The organism is Streptomyces sp. WAC 01529, assembly GCF_003945545.1.
Classification (GTDB): Bacteria; Actinomycetota; Actinomycetes; order Streptomycetales; family Streptomycetaceae; genus Streptomyces; species Streptomyces anatolicus.
Window position 1 is genome coordinate 184,886 of record NZ_CP029617.1, and the last position, 18,692, is coordinate 203,577.

16 protein-coding genes are annotated in these 18,692 nt (G+C 71.6%); 13 read left to right on the plus strand and 3 right to left on the minus strand.

Annotation, left to right across the window (positions count from 1 at the left end; translation table 11 throughout):
• The first annotated feature begins 20 nt into the window (after positions 1–20).
• The 4 genes from DMA15_RS00740 (at position 21) to thpR (ending at position 4,529) form a co-directional block, all read left to right on the plus strand.
• Positions 21–1,589, plus strand: coding sequence for a GMC oxidoreductase (locus DMA15_RS00740; protein ID WP_125510722.1), 1,569 nt, complete (start codon positions 21–23; stop codon positions 1,587–1,589).
• Complete coding sequence (locus DMA15_RS00745; protein ID WP_240659633.1) at positions 1,586–3,073, plus strand: APC family permease; 1,488 nt, start codon at positions 1,586–1,588, stop codon at positions 3,071–3,073. Before DMA15_RS00740 ends, DMA15_RS00745 begins: the two co-directional genes overlap by 4 nt.
• 262 nt (positions 3,074–3,335) lie before the next feature.
• Positions 3,336–3,839: a transglycosylase SLT domain-containing protein gene (locus tag DMA15_RS00750; protein ID WP_125510723.1), complete on the plus strand. Its 504-nt coding sequence runs from the start codon at positions 3,336–3,338 to the stop codon at positions 3,837–3,839.
• An 81-nt stretch (positions 3,840–3,920) separates the two neighbouring features.
• Entirely contained in the window at positions 3,921–4,529 is a 609-nt protein-coding gene (gene thpR, locus DMA15_RS00755; RefSeq protein WP_125510724.1) for an RNA 2',3'-cyclic phosphodiesterase, read from the plus strand.
• 19 nt (positions 4,530–4,548) lie between these two features.
• Here the strand turns inward: thpR and DMA15_RS00760 are convergent, their stop codons facing one another.
• A complete protein-coding gene (locus DMA15_RS00760) occupies positions 4,549–5,184 on the minus strand; it encodes a PepSY domain-containing protein (RefSeq protein ID WP_125517144.1) in 636 nt (211 codons plus the stop codon).
• A gap of 284 nt (positions 5,185–5,468) precedes the next feature.
• Between DMA15_RS00760 and DMA15_RS00765 the strand changes: the two genes are divergently transcribed.
• The 3 genes from DMA15_RS00765 (at position 5,469) to DMA15_RS00775 (ending at position 10,343) form a co-directional block, all read left to right on the plus strand.
• A complete protein-coding gene (locus DMA15_RS00765) occupies positions 5,469–8,807 on the plus strand; it encodes a S8 family peptidase (protein WP_125510725.1) in 3,339 nt (1,112 codons plus the stop codon).
• Positions 8,808–8,889: 82 nt separating this feature from the next.
• The gene (locus tag DMA15_RS00770; protein WP_125510726.1) at positions 8,890–9,483 is read left to right on the plus strand and encodes a TetR/AcrR family transcriptional regulator; all 594 of its coding nucleotides are present in this window, start codon (positions 8,890–8,892) and stop codon (positions 9,481–9,483) included.
• Positions 9,480–10,343 (plus strand): alpha/beta hydrolase, encoded by an 864-nt coding sequence (locus DMA15_RS00775; protein WP_125510727.1) that lies wholly within the window; start codon positions 9,480–9,482, stop codon positions 10,341–10,343. Before DMA15_RS00770 ends, DMA15_RS00775 begins: the two co-directional genes overlap by 4 nt.
• A 22-nt stretch (positions 10,344–10,365) precedes the next feature.
• Here DMA15_RS00775 and DMA15_RS00780 read toward each other — a convergent pair whose 3' ends face one another.
• Positions 10,366–11,292, minus strand: a complete 927-nt coding sequence (locus DMA15_RS00780) for a LysR family transcriptional regulator (RefSeq protein WP_125517146.1) — start codon at positions 11,290–11,292, stop codon at positions 10,366–10,368.
• A gap of 129 nt (positions 11,293–11,421) precedes the next feature.
• On the opposite strand from DMA15_RS00780, the gene DMA15_RS00785 reads away from it, so the two are divergent.
• Genes DMA15_RS00785 through DMA15_RS00810 form a run of 6 tightly spaced genes read left to right on the plus strand, consistent with a single transcriptional unit; the run spans position 11,422 to position 17,510 of the window.
• A complete protein-coding gene (locus tag DMA15_RS00785; RefSeq protein ID WP_125510728.1) occupies positions 11,422–12,432 on the plus strand; it encodes a fumarylacetoacetate hydrolase family protein in 1,011 nt (336 codons plus the stop codon).
• Entirely contained in the window at positions 12,429–13,391 is a 963-nt protein-coding gene (locus DMA15_RS00790) for a cyclase family protein (protein ID WP_125510729.1), read from the plus strand. The genes DMA15_RS00785 and DMA15_RS00790 overlap by 4 nt, the downstream gene beginning before the upstream one ends.
• A gap of 24 nt (positions 13,392–13,415) precedes the next feature.
• A complete protein-coding gene (locus DMA15_RS00795; protein ID WP_125510730.1) occupies positions 13,416–14,546 on the plus strand; it encodes an FAD-dependent oxidoreductase in 1,131 nt (376 codons plus the stop codon).
• On the plus strand, positions 14,543–15,547 hold the full coding sequence (locus DMA15_RS00800; protein WP_164551658.1) for an amidohydrolase family protein: 1,005 nt from the start codon (positions 14,543–14,545) through the stop codon (positions 15,545–15,547). Before DMA15_RS00795 ends, DMA15_RS00800 begins: the two co-directional genes overlap by 4 nt.
• A gap of 10 nt (positions 15,548–15,557) precedes the next feature.
• Entirely contained in the window at positions 15,558–16,496 is a 939-nt protein-coding gene (locus tag DMA15_RS00805) for a VOC family protein (RefSeq protein ID WP_125510732.1), read from the plus strand.
• A 27-nt stretch (positions 16,497–16,523) separates the two neighbouring features.
• Positions 16,524–17,510 carry a fumarylacetoacetate hydrolase family protein gene (locus DMA15_RS00810; protein ID WP_125510733.1) on the plus strand — a complete coding sequence of 329 codons (987 nt, stop codon included), beginning with the start codon at positions 16,524–16,526 and terminating at the stop codon, positions 17,508–17,510.
• 16 nt (positions 17,511–17,526) lie between these two features.
• On the opposite strand, the gene DMA15_RS00815 is transcribed toward DMA15_RS00810, so the two are convergent.
• Positions 17,527–18,576: an aldo/keto reductase gene (locus DMA15_RS00815; protein WP_125510734.1), complete on the minus strand. Its 1,050-nt coding sequence runs from the start codon at positions 18,574–18,576 to the stop codon at positions 17,527–17,529.
• Between the last annotated feature and the right edge of the window lie 116 nt (positions 18,577–18,692).

Here is an 18,692-nt window from a genome sequence, read left to right on the forward strand (position 1 = left end):
CGAGAGCGAGGGCGAAGAGCATGCACGACGAGACGACGACCTACGACTATCTGATCATCGGCGGTGGTACGGCCGGTTCCGTACTGGCCGCGCGGCTGAGCGAGGACCCGGGCTGCCGGGTCTGCGTGGTGGAGGGCGGGCCGAGCGATGTCGGCGACGACCGCATCCTGCGGCTGCGCAACTGGATCAACCTGCTCGGCTCCGAGTTCGACTACGGCTACACCACCGAGGAGCAGCCGCGCGGCAACTCGCACATCCTGCACTCCCGGGCCCGGGTGCTCGGCGGCTGCTCCTCGCACAACACGCTGATCAGCTTCCTGCCGTTCCCGCAGGACCTCGACGAGTGGGTGGCCGCGGGCTGCGAGGGCTGGGGCCCGGAGACGATCCTGCCGTACCGGTCGCGGCTGCAGAACAACATCGTGCCTGTCGCCGCCGCCGACCGTAACGCGATCGCCGAGGACTTCGTGACGGCGGCGACCAGCCGGCTCGGCGTGCCGGTCGTCGAGGACTTCAACGCCCGCCCCTTCACCGACGGCGCCGGTTTCTTCTCCCTCGCCTACGAGCCGAAGACGAACACCCGCTCCTCCGCTTCGGTCGCGTATCTGCACCCCATCATGGACCGGCCGAACCTGACGCTGCGTCTGGAGACCTGGGCGTACCGGCTGTTGCGCGACGACGAGGGCCGCTTCACCCGCGTCCAGGTCCGCAACCCCGACGGGTCCGTGTCGACGCTGGAGGCCGAGGCGGAGGTGCTGCTGTGCGCCGGGGCGATCGACACGCCGCGGCTGCTCATGCTCTCCGGCATCGGGCCCGCCGACCAGCTGCGCGACCTGGGCATCGAGGTCCACGCCGACCTGCCCGGGGTGGGCGAGAACCTGCTTGACCATCCCGAGTCGGTGATCGTGTGGGAGACCCGCGGCCCGCTGCCGCCCAACTCGGCGATGGATTCTGACGCCGGTCTCTTCCTGCGCCGCGACGCCGGGGGCGGCCCGCGTCCCGACCTGATGTTCCACTTCTACCAAGTGCCGTTCACCGTCAACACCGAACGGCTCGGCTACCCCGTTCCCGAGCACGGCGTGTGCATGACCCCGAACGTGCCGCGCGCCCGTTCCGTGGGCCGCATGTGGCTGCGCAGCGCGGACCCCACCGTCAAACCGGCCTTGGATTTCCGCTACTTCACCGATTCGGAGGGCCACGACGAGCGCACGATCGTCGACGGTCTGCGGATCGCCCGCGAGGTGGCGGCCACCGCACCCTTCAGCGACTGGCTGCTGCGCGAGGTGGCGCCGGGCCCGGACGTGCAGTCGGACGCGGAGCTTTCCGAGTACGGGCGCCGGGCCGCGCACACCGTCTACCACCCGGCCGGAACCTGCCGGATGGGCGCCGAGGACGATCCGCTCGCGGTGGTCGATCCAGAGCTGAGGCTGCGCGGACACGACGGGCTGCGCATCGTGGACGCCTCCATCTTCCCGACCATGCCGACCATCAACCCGATGGTCACCGTGCTGCTCGCCGCCGAGCGCGCGGCGGATCTCATCAGCGCCCGGCCGGCTCCCCAGCCGCTGGGCACGGAAGGGGCGGGCCAGTGACCACCCCCGTTCCCGGAACGCCGGACAGCGCGGCCAAGACCGGCCGGGGCGAAGAGGACTCGGAGTTCCGCAAGGACATGGGGCCGTGGGCGAACTTCGCCCTCGGCTTCACCTACCTCTCCCCCGTCGTCAGCACGTACACCCTCTTCGGCACGGCCCTCGCCGACGGCGGGCCCCCGATGATCTGGGCCTTCGTCATGGCGGGCTGCGGGCAGTTCCTCGTGGCGCTGGTCTTCGGCGAGGTCGTCGCGCAGTACCCGGTGGCGGGCGGGGTCTACCCGTGGGCACGGCGGCTGTGGGGCAAACGCTGGGCCTGGATGACCGGGTGGGTGTACATGTGGGCGCTGCTCGTGACGATCACGAGCGTCGCGTACGGCGCCGGGCCCTACATCGCGATCCTGCTCGGTTTCGACGCCACCGTGCACACCACCGTGCTGTGCACGATCGGGCTGATCCTCGTGGCCGTCATCATCAACTACGCCGGCACGAAGGCCCTTTCGTGGGCGGCGCTGATCGGCTTCGGCGCGGAGCTGATCGGCGCTCTGGTCGTCGGCATCATTCTCTTGGTCACCCACCGCTTCCACGGCCTCGGTGTGCTCTTCGACGACTACGGCGCCGCCGGGGACGGCTCCTATCTGCCCGTCTTCCTCGGTGCGGCGATCATCGGCTTCTACCAGTACTACGGCTTCGAGGCCTGCGGGGATGTCGCAGAGGAGGTGAAGAACCCCGGCAAGGTGATCCCCAAGGCGATGCGCCGCACCATCTACGTCGGCGGGGCCGCGGCGACCTTCACCTGTCTGACGCTGCTGCTTGCCGTCGTCGACTACCAGGCGGTGATCTCCGGGAAGGACCCCGACCCGGCCGTCAGGATCCTCTTCGACGCCCTCGGTGAGACCGGCGCCCGCCTGGTGATGGCCGTCGTCCTCATCTCGTTCCTGTCCTGCACGATCAGCTTGCAGGCGGCCGCCGGGCGGCTGATCTACTCCTACGCGCGCGACGAGATGATCATCGGCCACCGGCTCCTGCGGAAGTTCTCGCCGACCCGTGCGGTGCCGGAGTACGCGCTGCTGGTCGCGGCGGTGATCCCGGCGCTGATCGCGGTGGGCTCCCTGATCTCGACGGACGCCCTCACCAAGATCGTCTCCTTCGCGATCCTCGGCATCTACGCCTCTTTCCAGATGGTCGTCCTGGCCGCGCTGCGCGCCCGTGTGAAGGGGTGGAAGCCGAGCGGCGAGTACCGTCTGGGCCGCTGGGGCCTGCTGGTCAACATCGGGGCTCTCGCCTACGGGATCTTCGCCATCGTCACCATCGCGTGGCCCCGCACCCCGGAAGCGGCCTGGTACGACAACTGGATCGTGCTGCTCGGTGGCGGCGTCGTGGTGGGCGTGGGGCTGCTGTACATGTTCACCACGCACCACTACGGGCGCAGCGACGCTCCCTCGGACAACGCGATTCCCGACGAGGAGGTCCCCGAAACGCGGTGATTCGTGTGAGCCCACCCATAGGGGCCACGTCACATGCTAACGACGGTAGTGGTCGCCGCGCCGCCCGCACGAGGGGCTGGTAGCCCTTTGTGCGGGCGGCTGACCTGAGGTTCTGCGATCCCGGGTAGTACGTCACACCCTTGCGTCATCCTCCAGGCGCCCCTAACCCTTGCTGGAGTCCGAGCGAGCCGAACTCGTCCCGGACGGATCCCCCCGCTCCGAGTGAGCACCCCTCACCCCCAGCCTGGAGAGACACCCCCGCATGGCCCTCACGCAGACGCAGCCCCGCGCCACCGCCCGCTTCCGCAAGATCTCCTTCGCCGGCCTGGCCACCGCAGGTGCCGCCGCGGCGGCCCTGACGCTGGTCCCCTCGGCCGCCCACGCCGCGGAGCCGACTGCCCGGAGCGCGTCGGTGTCGCAGGCGGCGGCAGCCAAGGCCGGGCACGCCGACAACCTCGACGGCTGGATCCGCGAGGCGCTCGGCATCATGAAGGCCAAGGGCATCCCCGGCACGTACGAGGGGCTGCACCGCAACATCATGCGCGAGTCCGCCGGTGACCCGAACGCCCAGAACGGCTGGGACGTGAACGCGCAGAACGGCACCCCGTCCAAGGGGCTGCTCCAGGTCATCCAGCCCACCTTCGACGCCTACCACGTCGAGGGCACCGCCAACGACCTGACCGACCCGGTGGCCAACATCGCCGCGGCCGCCAACTACGCGGCCGACAAGTACGGCTCCATCGACAACGTCGACTCCGCGTACTGAGCCATCGGTCCGCGCACCTGGACAGGCCCCTTGCGTGACGCGCCGGTCCGCGGCGGATTCGGATGCGGTACGAAGTCTTCTGTGAACGAACAGATCCAGCCCGCCACCGTGCGTGTCTTCATCGCCCTCGCCCCGCCGGACGACGCGAAGCGGGAACTGGCGAGGGAGCTCGGCCCCGCCTATCACGCGCATCCGCGCATGCGGTGGAACCGCATCGAGGACTGGCACATCACCCTGGCGTTCCTCGGCGAGGTGCCGACCGCGGTGGTCCCCCTGCTGCGCCCGCCGCTCGCCGAGCTCGCGGCGCCGCGCCGCCCTCTCACGCTGGCCCTGCGCGGCGGCGGGCACTTCGACGAACGCGTGCTGTGGAGCGGGATCGACGGGGACCTCGCGGAGTTGCATCTGCTCGCCGCCGAGGTGCGTACCGTCGTGAAGGAGTGCGGTGCCGTCCTCCCGGAACGCCGTTTCCGCCCCCACCTGACGCTGGCGCGGGCCCGGCGGGACACGCCGTCGTGCGCGGTGGAGGCGGCGGCCGGCCTCGCCGGTTTCACCGGCCGCTCATGGCGGGCCGAACGCCTGCACCTGGTCGGCAGCAACATCGGCCGCGGCCCGGGCCCGATCCACTACCGCGACATCGAGGCGTGGCGCTTCGGCGGCCGGGACCCCTTCGTCGCGGCACCCTCCGGCTGATCACGCTCGCGGGCGGCGGTCAGTCCCGGTCGACGTGCTCGCGCAGGATCTTGCGGTTCGTGGCGTCGATGTCGAACGTCGTCTTGTTCCAGTCGTCGGTCGTCACCACGTCGACGGACCACTTCGGGGCGCCGCCGCCGTCGGTGTCGTCGAGTTCGACGGAGGTGACCGTGCCCTTGGCCTTGTCCGTCGCGGTCTGCGCGGCCTGCTGCGCCGTCACGGTGGCCTTGCCGAGCCGGTCCGCCAGCTCGCGCTTGTCGTCCGCGTCCTGGTCCGCGTCGGCCTTCGCCTGGCCGGCCTTGCCGGTGACCGCGTCGATGTCGACGGCGTGCTTGGCACCGTCGGCCGTCGCCACCTCGGCCTCCCACTTGGGGGTGTCGGCCGGCCCCTTCAGTTCGATCGAGACCGGCTTCGACGCGGCCACCGCCCCTACCGCGGTGCGCAGCGCCTCCTCGTAGCCGATCTTGGCCTTGGGGACGAGCGCCTTCCGCTCGGCCTGGTCCTCGGTGAGCGTGCCGCCGCTCGCGGACGGGGTGGACGTCGCCATGGGTGTGCGGGCGGTCTGGGCGCCCTCGGTCTTCGCGCTGCCGCCGCCGTCGTCGTCATCGCCGCCGCAGCCCGTGAGCAGGGCCGCCGCCACGGCCGCGGAGCACATCACGGCGGCGCCTCGCGAGAGCGGCAGACGTCCACGCCGGGGAGCAGAACTGTTCCTTTTAGTGACCATACGGGCACGTTAAGCGAGATACCTCTCCCCCGCCCGGACGGCTGGGCCGAGGGGAGTATGAGGGCAGCCACCTGCCTCAGCGATCTCTTCCGCCATCCGAGAACCAAACCTGCTCAAGATCGCGTGTTACGGGCGACCGCATCACCACGCTGAGAAGACAGGCAAATCGGGTGGCAGTTATATCGAGGGGCGCGACGGCAGCCATAGCCGTCGTGATGTCCGGCGCACTGGTCGCGGGGGTGGCCTCGGCCGACTCCGGGACGCGGCCGGACCGCGGGGCGGGCCGGGACGCGAGCGCGTACACCGGCCCGGAGGGCAAGGGCAGTTGGGGGGCGCGGGGCGGCAAGACGGCGACCGTCACGCTGATCACCGGTGACCAGGTGGTCGTCGGGGCGGGCGGCAAGAAGGTCGTCCGGCTGACGCGCGGCGAGGGCCGCGAGCAGGTCTCGATCTCGGTGCGGCGCGAGGGCGGGCACCTGTACGTCGTACCGCGGGACGCCCAGGCACTGATCGCCGCGGGCAGGCTGGACCGGCGGCTCTTCGACGTCACGCAGCTGGTCAGGGACAAGTACGACGACGCGCACCGCACGTCGTTGCCGCTGATCGTCGGCTACCGGCCCGGTCGGGTCAACGCGCGCGCGGGCGGGGACACCCTCAAGGGCCACGCCCTCGACCGCCGTCCGCTGCCCGCCATCGGCGGCGAGGCGTTCGACGCGCCCAAGTCCGGTGCGGCGGGCCTCTGGTCGGCGCTCACGGGAGGCACCGGCGGCACTGACACGCGTACGGACTCACGTACCGCCGCGCGTACCACCGTCGTCCCCGCGATCGCGCACGTCTGGCTGGACGCCAAGGTCCGCCCCGCCCTCGACAAGAGCGTGCCGCAGATCGGCGCGCCCACCATGTGGCGGGCCGGATACACCGGCAAGGGTGTGAAGGTCGCCGTCCTGGACACCGGGGTCGACCAGACGCACCCGGACCTCAAGGGCGTCGAGGTCACCGAGAAGAACTTCACCACCGCCCCCGACGCCAAGGACCGCATGGGCCACGGCACGCACGTCGCCTCGACCCTCGCGGGTTCCGGCGCGAAGTCGGGCGGCAAGTACAAGGGCGTGGCGCCCGATGTGCGGATCCTCGACGGCAAGGTCATCTCCGAGCGGGAGGGCACGGGCACCGACTCCTCCATCACCGCCGGTATGCAGTGGGCCGTCGACAACGGCGCCAAGGTCGTCAACATGAGCCTCGGCAGCTCGGACACGCCGGGGACCGACCCGATGGAGGAGGCCGTCGCCCGGCTCTCGGACAAGGCGCTCTTCGTCGCCTCCGCGGGCAACGACGGCCCCGCGGAGGGCACGTTGACCACGCCCGGCAGCGCCCCCGACGCCCTGACCGTCGGCTCGGTCGACAAGCAGGACAACCTCGCGGAGACCTCGAGCCGCGGGCCGAACGCCGAGGGGATCACCAAGCCCGACATCACCGCGCCCGGTGTGGAGATCACCGCCGCGGCCTCCACGCAGAACCCGGACGAGCCCGGCGACAGCGGCTATACCTCCCTGTCGGGCACGTCGATGGCGGCCCCGCACGTGGCCGGTTCCGCCGCCATGCTCCTCCAGCAGCACCCGACCCTGACCGGCCGGCAGGTCAAGGCCGTGCTGACCGGTTCCGCCAAGCCCCATCCCGCGCTCAACGCCCACCAGCAGGGGGCGGGGCGCGTGGATCTGACGCGGGCGGTCTCCGCGACCGTCGCCTCCTCTCCCGGCTCACTCTCCTTCGGCACGCAGAGCTGGCCGCACACCGACGACAAGCCGGTCGCCAAGACAGTCACCTACCGCAACCACGGCACCAAACCCGTCACCCTCGCCCTGTCCACCACCAGCGTGGACCCGGCGGGCCGCCCGGGCCCGGCGGGCATGTTCACCGTCAAGGACACCCGGCTCACCGTCCCGGCCGGCGGCACCGCGAAGACCACCGTCACCGCGGACACCAAGCTCGGCACCGCCAACGGCACCTACGGCGGCACGGTGCTCGCCGCGGGTGACGGCCAGTCGGTCCGTACCGGTCTCGTCGTCGACCGCGAGGTCGAGTCGTACGACCTGACGGTGGCGCACCTCGACGTCGACGGGAAGGAGTCGACCCACTACATCACCACGCTCACCGACCGCGCCACGCAGAAGAAGATCACCGTCCCCTTCCGCGACGGTCCGGCCACCGTGCGGGTGCCCAAGGGCACGTACGCGCTGGAGAGTTCCGTCTACGGACAGACCACGGAGTTCGCCGTCTTCGTCCAGCCGGAACTGAAGGTCGGCGCGGCCCGGAAGATCACGCTGGACTCCCGCAAGGCCAAGCCGGTCGCCGTCACGGCCCCGGACCGCGACGCGCGCGTCACCACGTCGGACATCAGCTACGACGACCCGGCCGCCGGGATCGCGGCGAGCTGGAGCCTGGGCGGCGACACCGTCATCCGCACCGCCGGACTCGGCCCGGACTCCCCCACCCTCAACGCCCAGTACAACGGCGTCTGGAAGGCGCCCGGCGCGGCGGGCAAGAAGACCGACTACCGGCTGGCCTTCGTGCGTACCGGCAGTTGGTTCACCGGTCTCGCTCACGCCGTCACCAAGGCGGAGGTCGCCGAGGTGAAGTTCGGCGTCGGCGCCTCCGCGGCCGAACGCAAGGGCACGCTCTCCGCCGCTCCGGTCGGTGCGAACGGCTTCGGCCCGCTCGTCCCGCCGACGTCCCGGCTGAAACTCCCGGCCTCCGGCACGAGCTACCTCAACACCAAGGGCCTGCGCTGGACCTGGTCCATGGCACAGCTCGATGACGCGGGCCAGTCGCGCATGGACTACGGCACCGATCCGGTCGCGTACAAGGCGGGCAAGCGCTACACGCTGAACTTCAACACCGGTGTGGTGGGCCCCGACCTCAAGGCCGAGGACCGCCAGGGTGCGCGTCGCGCGGGCAACTCCATGGACGCCTATGTCCGGCTGTTCAACGACGGCGCGGGGCACCCGGGTGACTCCGTGACCACCGGGGGCTTCAGCAAGCTGGAGTCGGGCGGTCGCGTCGTCGCCGAGGGCGGGCCGGGGGCGCTGTACGCCGAACTCCCCGCCGCCTCCGCCCCTTACCGCCTGACCATGGAGGCGAAGCGCGCGGCCAAGGACACCGCGACCAGCACGAAGGTGACCGTCGCGTGGACGTTCACGTCGGCGAAGACACCGGACGCGCCGCCCACCGCGCTACCGCTGTCCACCGTCCGCCTCTCGCCGAAGCTGGCGCTGAACGGCACGGCCCGGGCGGGCAGCACCCTGACCGTGCCGCTGAAGGTGGCCGGCGCGGCGGCCGGCACCGACAAGATCGCCTCGCTGACCGTGAAGGTCTCCTACGACGGCGGCGCCACCTGGAAGCCGGCCACCGTCACGACCGACGAGAAGGGCGCGCGCTCGGCGAGCGTCCGGCACCCTGCGACGGCCAAGGCCGTGTCGTACCGGGTGTATCTGAAGGACACCTCCGGCAACACCATGACCGAGACGATCTCGAACGCCTACCGGCTCGTGCCGTAGCGCTCCCGCACTTCCCGGCTGGCAATCCTAGGGGCATTAGGTTTAACCTAATGCCCCTAGGCATGTTCCGAGGGGAGGCCGCATGGTGCGGGCAGGGTTGACGCCGGAGCGGGTGGCCCTCGCGGGTGCCGAGCTGGCGGACGAGGTCGGGCTCGACCAGGTGACGATGGCGCGGGTGGCACGCCGGCTGGGCGTGAAGGACGCGAGCCTCTATACGCACGTACGCGGACTGGAGGATCTGCGCGGACGGATCGCGCTGCTCGCGGCGGACGAGAAGACCCTCCGTATCGCGGAGGCGACCGCGGGACGGTCGGGCAAGGACGCGCTGGTCGCGTTCGCCGACGCCTGGCGGGAGTACGCCCATGAGCACCCGGGCCGCTATGCGGCGACGCAGATCTCGGTCCGGATCGACCCCGAGCTGGCCGCGCGGGCGCCCGGGCCCCGGCGTGCCGTCGAGCTGACGTACAGCATGCTGCGTGGCTACGGACTCGCCGAGCCCGATCTGACCGACGCGGTCCGGTTGCTGCGCAGCACGTTCCACGGGTTCGTCGCCCTGGAGGCCGCCGGAGGGTTCGCGCACGCGCGTGCGCCTCAGCGGTCCTGGACGCGTGCGCTCGACGCCCTGCACACCCTCCTGGAGCACTGGCCTCCGTCCCGAGAAGGAGAATCCCCATGACCGGACCGTCCCTCGGCAGCCTGCGCGTGACCGGCGCGACCCTGCACTACGAAGTGCGCGGTCAAGGCCCGCTCCTGCTGCTGATACCCGGCGGCACGGGCGGCGCGGCCTCGTTCGACGCCATCGCCGACGATCTGGCCGCCGAGTACACCGTCGCGACCTACGACCCGCGCGGGATGTCCCGCAGCACGCTGGACGACCCCGGGGCCGAGCAGAGTGTGGCCGAACACGCCGAAGACGCCTCGCGCGTACTGGAGTTGCTCTCGCCCGGTGAGCCGGCCCGTGTGTTCGGCAGCAGTTCCGGCGCGATCACCGCCGTGCACCTGCTCACCGCCTGCCCCGAGCGCGTGGAGCGGCTCGTGGCGCATGAGCCGCCGCTGGTGGAGGTGCTGCCCGACGCCGCCGAGCACCGCGCGCTCCTCGCGCGGGTGGCGGAGACGTTCCGTACGCAGGGGCTGATGCCGGCGATGAGCGTGTTCGCGGCGGGGCTGAAGGCGGGCGAAAGCACCACCGACGGCACTACCGGCGACGCCTCCACCGGGCCGGAGGCCCAGCTCAGGCTTCCGCCTCAGGCAGCGGCGCGTGCCGAGCGGACGATGGCCGACCTGCCGTACTTCGTGGGGCGCATCGTGCCGCGCTTCATGTCCTACGCGCCGGACCTCCCCCGGCTTGAGGCGCTGTCGGACCGGCTCGTGCTCGCCTGCGGCCAGGACTCGCGCGGCGAACTGACCTACCGCCCGGCCGCGTTCCTGGCCGAGCGCCTGGGTACGGAACTCCTGCACTTCCCCGGCGGGCACACCGGCCTGACCACGCACCCGGCCGAGTTCGCCGACGCGCTCCGGAAGGCGTTGCGCGGCTAGGCGTGGTCCGGGGCACTTCCGGTCACAGGGGGCTGGTCGCCCCGGGTGCGGTCATGCCAGCGCCGATCCGGGCGGCTGTCTCGCGCAGCCAGATGTGGCCGGCGTCGTGGGTGTGCACCGGGTGCCACCACATGGCCTCCCGCAACGGGACCGCCTCGTAGGGCGGTTCCAGGACGCGTATGGCGGCGATCGGGGCGAGGAGCCGGGCGAGGCGGGCCTGGATGAGGGCGATGCGGCGGGTGCCCGCCACCATGAGCGGCAGCAGCTGGAAGCTGTCGACGGAGACCTCCGCGCGCGGTTCGACGCCGAGCATGCCGAGTTGCCGTACGGCGGGGGCGTCGTAGGTCCGCTGGTAGGTGACCCACGGCAGCCGGGCCAGGTCCTGTCGGGTGAGCCGGTCGCCGACGCTCGGGTGGTCGTCGGCGACCAGGAAGACCCATCGGTCCTCGTAGAGATCGGTGGCGGGGAAGTCGCTGATCACGCCGTGCGGCATGAAGAGGCCGTCGACCGCGCTCAGCAGTGTGCCCGTGTCGTCGACGACGGTCGGCGGGGTCTGGAGGAAGCGCAGACGGATGCCGGGGGCCTCTTTGTGCACGGCGCGGGCGAGTTCGGCGCCGAACACGGACACGGCGTAGTCGGACGCCACGAGCTTGAACTCGCGGCTCTCCTCGGCCGGGTCGAAGTCGGCCTGGCTGGCGAAGAGCCGCTCCAGCACGTCGTACGCGGTGGAGGTGCGGTCCAGGAGCACCTGGCCGAGGGCGGTGAGTTCGTAGTGGCCGCCGACGCGGGCGAGCAGCTCGTCGTCGAAGTGGCGGCGCAGGCGGGCGAGGGCGGCGCTCATGGCGGGCTGGCTCAGCCCTACGCGCTGCCCGGCGTGGGTGACGTTGCGCTCTTCGAGCAGGGCGCGCAGGGCGACGACGAGGTTGAGGTCCAGGCGGGCCAGGTTCACGGGCTTCCCTCTCGCGGTTTCGGCGCCCGACCAGGAGGAATCGACACCGGTGATGACTGTCATCCAAGCAATCGATTTCCCTGATCGTGGGTGGCGGGTCCAGATTAGTCCCACCGCACTCGGGAGGACTTGTCCGTGCCATCTGAACCCCTGTCCGCGCTCTTCGCCGGACCCTTCGCCCTCGCCACCCTCTCCGCCCTCGCCACCCCGGACGGGCCCTCGTTCCCCGCTCTCGTCACCCCTGACGGCCTGGTGCTCGATCTGCGATCCGCCCTCGGCGACGAGCAGTTGACGGTGCGGGGGCTGCTGGAGAACTGGCAGGGCGTCCTGCCACACCTGCGGGACCTGGCCGTCGACGGCACCGGGGAGCGCGAGCCGCTCGCGGACTTCCGGGTCCACGCCCCGGTCGAACCGCGCCAGGTGTTCCAGTCGGGCGCCAACTACCGCCAGCACGTCATCGATCTGCACCTGGCCCACAAGGTCCCCGGTGATGAGCGGCCCGAGGCGGAGCGGCGCGCCGAGGCCGCCGCGATCATGGACCGGCGGGCCGCCGAGGACCTTCCGTACGTGTTCATCGGCCTGCCGAGCGCGATCACCGGCCCCTACGACGAGGTGGTCCTGCCCGCCTGGGCCGAACATCCGGACTGGGAACTGGAGTTGGCGGCCGTAATCGGCAGGGCCGCGTACCAGGTGTCCGCCGGGGAGGCCTTGGAGTACGTCGCCGGGTACACGATCGCCAATGACCTGACCGACCGCGCCGGCGTCTTCCGGCGGGACATGCCGCAGATCGGCACCGACTGGCTGCGCAGCAAGAACGCGCCGGGCTTCACCCCGCTCGGCCCCTGGATCGTGCCCGCCGCGTCGGTCGCCGACCCCGGGGATCTGCGTCTGACGTTGAAGCTGAACGGCGAGACCATGCAGGACGAGTCCACGAAGGACATGCTCTTCAGCGTGGCACGGATGGTGGCATACGCCTCCCAGAGCGCCCAACTGCTCCCCGGCGACCTGGTGTTGACCGGCTCCCCCGCGGGCAACGGCATGCACTGGGGGCGGCTGCTGCGGGCCGGTGACGTCATGGAGGGCTCGATCGCCGGGCTCGGTGCGCAGCGCACCCGCTGTGTCGCGGCGACGGCGTCGTGATCCTCGACCGGCGCGACCCCGAGGCCGCCATCGCCGAGGCCGCCAAGGCGTGCTCCAACTGGGGGCGTTGGGGCGAGGACGACCGGCTCGGCACGCTCAACTTCCTGGACGCGGCCAAGCGGCGCGAGGGTGCCGCGCTCGTGCGGCGCGGAGTCAGCTTCTCGCTGTCGCAGCGCTTCGACATGGACGGCCCGCAGCAGGGCTGGCGGCGGCGCACCAACCCCGTGCACACCATGCTCGACACCGGCGCCGACGCGGCGCTCGGCAACCAGGGCTTCCCGCACGGGCTCGGCGGCGCCGACGACGTGATCACCATGCCGTTGCAGTGCTCGACGCAGTGGGACGGGCTCGGCCACATCTTCGACCACGGCAAGGCGTGGAACGGCCGGGACGCCGCGAGGACCGTGACCTCCGACGGCGACCTGGTCACCGGCATCGAGCACATGGCGCCGTACGTCGCCGGGCGCGGCGTGCTCCTGGACGTGGGCCGTGTCATCGGCGAGGGCGGCGAGTTGCCCGACGGTTTCGCCATCACCGAGGCGCACCTGGCCGCCACGGCCGAGGCGCACGGAGTCAGCGTGGGGCGCGGAGACATCGTGCTGGTGCGTACGGGACGGTTCACGCGGGCGCTCCGCGAGGGGTGGGGCGCGTACGCGGGCGGGCCCGCACCCGGCCTGTCGTTCGGCACGGCGGGGTGGCTGCACCGCACGGAGATCGCGGCGATCGCCACCGACACCTGGGGTTTCGAGGTGCGCCCGAACGAGTTCGAGCGGGCCTTCCAGCCGCTGCACCAAGTGGCGATCCCCCACATAGGCCTGCTCATCGGTGAGATGTGGGACCTGGAGGCGCTGGCCGCCGACTGCTCGGCCGACGGCGCGTACGCGTTCTGGCTCACCGCCGCTCCCCTGCCCATCACCGGCGCCGTCGGCTCCCCCGTCAGCCCCCTCGCCGTCAAGTAACCGGCGGAACGGAGAAGTTCTCCCATGAGCACACCCCGCACGGTCCTCGTCGTCGGCGGCGGCGCGGCCGGCAACGCCGTCACGATCCTGCTGCGCCGCGCCGGGATCGCGGTGGACCTGATCGAGGCCAAGGACGACTGGAACGCGACCGCGGGCTCCGGCATCACCCTCCAGGGCAACGCCCTGCGCGTGCTGCGCGAACTCGGCGTGTGGAAGCGGGTGCGGGCGTGCGGCTACGGCTTCGACGCGGTCGGCATCACCGCTCCCGACGGCACCGTCCTGCATGTCGCGGAGGATCTGCGCACGGGCGGCGACGACCTGCCCGCCACGGTCGGCATGCGGCGCCCGCAGTTGCAGGGCGTCCTGATCGACGCCGTCCGCGCGAGCGGCGCCCGGGTCCGCCTGGGCACCCGGGCGGCCTCCCTGGACCAGGACGCGCGGGGCGTCTCGGTGACGTTCACCGACGGCACCGCGGGCCGCTACGACCTGGTGGTCGCCGCCGACGGGCTCGGCTCCGCGACGCGCGCCGCCATCGGCATCACCGCGCGACCCGAACCAACCGGCATGGCCATCTGGCGGGTCGCTGCCCCGCGCCCGGCCGGGGTGACCCGCAGCGACCTCACCTACGGCGGTCCGGCGTACATCGCGGGCTACTCCCCGACCAGTGACACGACCCTGTACGCGTTCGTCGTCGAGGCCGCCCGCGACCGGGCGTCCATCCCCCCGGAGTCGTACGCCGACGAGATGCGCCGGCTGGCCCGCGCCTACGGCGGTTTCTGGCCCGAGATCACCGCGCACATCACCGACCCCGCGCAAGTCAACTACACGTGGTTCGACCGGATGCTGGTGCAGGGCGCGTGGCACCGCGGCCGGGTCGTCCTCGCCGGTGACGCCGCGCACTGCTGCCCGCCCACCCTCGCGCAGGGCGCCGCCCTTTCGCTGGAGGACGCCTGGGTGCTCGCGCGGATGCTCGCCTCCGCCCGTTCCTGGGACGACGCGTTGCTGCGGGCGTACTACGAGCGGCGGATCGCGCGCGTGAAGCCGGTCGTGGAGGCGTCCGTGCGGATCGGGCAGTGGCAGCTCGACGGCGCCCGCGACGCGGACGTGCCCGGCCTGATGGGCCGCACGATGACGATGCTCCGGGAGCTGCCGTGACCCTGCCCACGGTCGATGTGCACGCGCACGTCCTGCTGCCCGAGGTCGACGCTCTGGTCGGCGCCCTGGCGGGGTCCGCCGACGCCAGGGCGCTCGACGCACGGCGCAACGGGCCCGCCGCCCTCGCGGTCAACGGCCGGATGGTGCGCGAGCGCGTCCCCCTGATGACCGAGGTCCCCGCGCGCCTCGCCGCGATGGACCGCCAGGGCGTGGACGTGCAGCTGGTCAGCCCCTCCCCCTCGCACTATCACTACTGGTCGGACGGGGAGACGGCCGAGAAGGTGTACCGGCTGGCCAACGAGGCGACCGCCGCGCACTGTTCGGCCGCGCCCGACCGGCTGCGCGGCCTGGGACTCGTACCGCTCCAGCATCCGGAACACACCTCGCGCGCCCTCGATCACGCCCTCGCGCAGGGGCTGGCCGGAGTGGAGATCTCCAGTCACGCTCCCGGCCGGGAGCTGTCCGACCCGGCCTACGAACGGTTCTGGTCGCGCGCCGAGGAGACCGGCGCGATCGTCTTCCTGCACCCCTTCGGCTGCACGCTCGACGAACGGCTCGACCAGTGGTACCTGTCGAACTCCGTCGGGCAGCCCGTCGAGAACGCCGTCGCGCTCTGCCATCTCATCCTCTCCGGCGTGCTCGACCGCCACCCCGGCCTGAAGCTGATCGCGGCGCACGGCGGCGGCTATCTGCCCACCCATATGGGCCGCTGCGACCACGCGTGGACCTCCCGCGCCGACGCGCGCGCCGGCTGTGCCCGGCTTCCCAGCAGCTATCTGACGCGGCTCCACTTCGACTCGCTCGTCCACGATCCGTACGCCTTGCGGGAGTTGATCCGCGTCGCGGGCGCCGGCCGGGTGCTGCTCGGCTCCGACTTCCCCTTCGACATGGGGAGCGACGACCCGGTCGGCGCGCTGCGTGCCGCGGGCCTGTCCGACGCCGACTTCCACGCCATACGCGCCGGCAACGCCGCCGCGCTGCTCGACCTCGCCCTCACCTGACGGAGGAACCATGAGCACACGCCTTCTCACCCACCTGCGGCACGTCGACCTCGCCGTGCCCGACTACGACAAGCAGCTCGACTTCTACGCGGGCGTCTGGGGCCTGACCAAGGTCGCCGAGGACTCCGGCCTCTCCTTCCTCGCCGCCGAGGGCTCGCCCGAGCAGTACGTCGTACGGCTGCGGAAGGCCGCGGAGAAGCGCCTCGACCTCGTCTCCTACGGGGCCGCGAGCCCCGCCGACGTGGACACGCTCGCCGAGCGGCTCCTCGCCGGGGGCGTGCCGTTGATCTCCCGGCCGGGCAAGGTCGACACGCCCGGGGGTGGTTACGGCTTCCGCTTCTTCGACGTCGACGGACGCACCCTAGAGGTCTCCGCCGACGTCGGCGTGCGGCGGCACCGCAAGATAGCGGAGAAGGAGTCCATCCCGGTCAAGCTCTCCCACGTCGTGCTCAACTCCCCCGACCTCGAACGGACTCGGGAGTGGTACGAGCGCCATCTCGGTTTCCGGCTCTCCGACACCCTCAGCTCGCCGCGGATGGGCGAGGTCATGCACTTCATGCGGATCTCCACCCAGCACCACTCCATGGCGATCGCGCGGGGCCCGCACACGGCGCTGCACCACATCTCCTTCGAGATGCGCGGTCTCGACGAGTACATGCGCGGCTCCGGGCGTGTCATGCGCGCCGGGTTCAGGAAGATCTGGGGCCCGGGCCGCCATCTGGCGGGGGACAACACCTTCACCTACTTCCTGGACCCGCACGGCAACACCGTCGAGTACACGACGGAGCTGGAGTGCCTGGACGAGGACACCTGGCACCCGCACGTCCACGACTTCTCCCGGCCCGAGGTCACCGACCAGTGGGGCACCGCGAACCCCATGAACGAGCTGATCGCCAAGGAGTCCTTCAACGACCCCGACCGCGGCGTGTTCGTCGCGCCGCCGGTCTGAACCCCCCAGATCGTCGGGAGTCACTTCATGCGTTTCGCCGCCTACGCGCATCAAGGCCACCGCCGGGTGGCCGTCGTCCGGGAGGACGGCATGCTCTTCCCGCTGCCCGGCGTCGACTCCCTCACCGCTCTGCTCGCGGCGGCGGACGGACTGGCGGGAGTGCTCGCCGCGGGAACACCGGCCCTCACCGCGCCGCCCGGCCCCCACGTCTCCCGGGTCCGGCTGCTCCCTCCGCTTCAGCCGCCGTCCGTCAGGGACTTCGTCACCTTCGAGGAGCATGTGGAGGGCGTACGGCGGTCCGTGGACGCCGACCACGGCGTGCCGGAGCAGTGGTACGCGGCTCCGACGTTCTACTTCACCAATCCGCACGCGATCCACGGACCGTACGACGACATCCCGATGCCGCCCGGCTCGGCGCTCCTCGACTTCGAGCTGGAGGTCGGCGCGGTGATCGGGCGGGCGGGCCGCGATCTCACACCCGCGCGGGCCCGCGACCACATCGTGGGCTACACCGTCCTCAACGACTGGTCGGCCCGCGACCTCCAGGCCGCCGAGATGAAGGTCGGCCTCGGCCCGTGCAAGGGCAAGGACACCGCCACCACGCTCGGCCCGTACCTGGTCACCGCCGACGAGCTGGAGCCGTACCGCGACGGCGAGGGCTTCCTGCGGCTCGCGCTCACCGCCGAGGTCAACGGCGAGGTCGTGGGCGAGGACCTGCTGTCCCACATGAGCTGGACGTTCGAGGAGATGACCGCCTACGCCTCCCGCGGCACCCTCGTCGTCCCCGGCGACGTCCTCGGCTCCGGCACCTGCGGCAACGGCGGCTGCCTCGCCGAGCTGTGGGGCCTGCGCGGCGCGCAGGACCCGCCGCCGCTGAAGCCCGGCGACACCGTCACGCTTACCGCCGAGGGCATCGGCACACTCACCAACACCGTCGTTCCCGGCCCCGAGCCGGTCCCGCTCCCGAGGGGCCGCCGCCGCAGCCGGGACCGTACCTCTCGACGCCAGCGGTGACCGGTGGCGCGCCGCCTCAGACGGCGGACCGGTCCCCGGGCGTACGTCGGCGCAGTGACGGCGTGCTGAGCGAGGGCGGGGTCCACACGCCATCCGGGGGGTAGATGTCGGTGCCGGGCGGCACGATCTCGTCGATCCGGTCGAGTACGGCGTCGTCGAGCACCACGGAGGCGCCCTTGAGCGTGTTCCGCAGCTGCTCCCTCGTGCGCGGGCCGATGATCACCGAGGTGACGGCCGGATGCGCGAGCGGGAAGGCGATCGCCAGCTCCGGGAGCGTGCAGCCCACTTCGTCGGCCACGGCGACGAGCTGCTCGACGACCTCCAGCTTCGCGGCGGTGCGTGGGGACGACGGATCGAAACGGGCGGGGTGCAGGGTGGGGCGCCCGCTGCTGAGGTCGAGGGGCCGGCCCTTGCGGTAGCGGCCGGTCAGGAACCCCGAGCCCAGCGGGCTCCAGGTCAGCACCCCCATCCCCAGGCGTTGCGCGACCGGCAGCACATGCTTCTCGACGCCTCGCGCCAGCAGGGAGTACGGCGGCTGCTCTGTACGGAACCGCTGGAGCCCTCGGCGGTCGGCGACGTGGTACGCCTCGACGATCTCGTCCGCGGGGAACGTGGAGCAGCCGAACGCTCTGATCTTGCCCTGGCGCACCAGGTCGGTCAGGGCGGAGAGCGTCTCCTCGATGTCGGTCGTGTGGTCCGGCCGGTGCACCTGGTACAGGTCGATCCAGTCCGTGCCGAGGCGTCGCAGGCTCTCCTCCACCTCGCGGATGATCCAACGCCGGGAGTTGCCGCCGTGGTTGGGGCCTTCGCCCATGGGGAAGTGGACCTTGGTCGCGAGTACGACGTCATCACGGCGGCCCTTCAGCGCCTTGCCCACGATCGTCTCCGACTCCCCGGCCGAGTACATGTCGGCGGTGTCGACGAAGTTGATGCCCTCGTCCAGCGCCGCGTGGACGATCCGTACGCAGTCGTCGTGGTCGGTATTGCCGACGGAACCGAACATCATGGTGCCGAGGCAGTAGGGGCTGACCTGGATGCCGGTCCCGCCCAGAACGCGGTGGCGCATACAACTCTCCTTGAACGTCGCCCTCTTGGACGCGGTGACCTTACGAGATGGAGTGCGCTCCAGGGCAAGCGTGGGGTCGCCACCCGTCGGCCGGCGATGAGTTCCCCTCGTGCGGC

Bases quoted from the DNA above. Each gene is read 5' to 3' on its own strand.
- DMA15_RS00740 (WP_125510722.1), top strand. From the start codon at position 21: ATGCACGACGAGACGACGACCTACGACTATCTGATCATCGGCGGTGGT.
- DMA15_RS00750 (WP_125510723.1), top strand. From the start codon at position 3,336: ATGGCCCTCACGCAGACGCAGCCCCGCGCCACCGCCCGCTTCCGCAAG.
- DMA15_RS00760 (WP_125517144.1), bottom strand. From the start codon at position 5,184: ATGTGCTCCGCGGCCGTGGCGGCGGCCCTGCTCACGGGCTGCGGCGGC.
- DMA15_RS00765 (WP_125510725.1), top strand. From the start codon at position 5,469: ATGTCCGGCGCACTGGTCGCGGGGGTGGCCTCGGCCGACTCCGGGACG.
- DMA15_RS00770 (WP_125510726.1), top strand. From the start codon at position 8,890: ATGGTGCGGGCAGGGTTGACGCCGGAGCGGGTGGCCCTCGCGGGTGCC.
- DMA15_RS00775 (WP_125510727.1), top strand. From the start codon at position 9,480: ATGACCGGACCGTCCCTCGGCAGCCTGCGCGTGACCGGCGCGACCCTG.
- DMA15_RS00795 (WP_125510730.1), top strand. From the start codon at position 13,416: ATGAGCACACCCCGCACGGTCCTCGTCGTCGGCGGCGGCGCGGCCGGC.
- DMA15_RS00805 (WP_125510732.1), top strand. From the start codon at position 15,558: ATGAGCACACGCCTTCTCACCCACCTGCGGCACGTCGACCTCGCCGTG.
- DMA15_RS00810 (WP_125510733.1), top strand. From the start codon at position 16,524: ATGCGTTTCGCCGCCTACGCGCATCAAGGCCACCGCCGGGTGGCCGTC.
- DMA15_RS00815 (WP_125510734.1), bottom strand. From the start codon at position 18,576: ATGCGCCACCGCGTTCTGGGCGGGACCGGCATCCAGGTCAGCCCCTAC.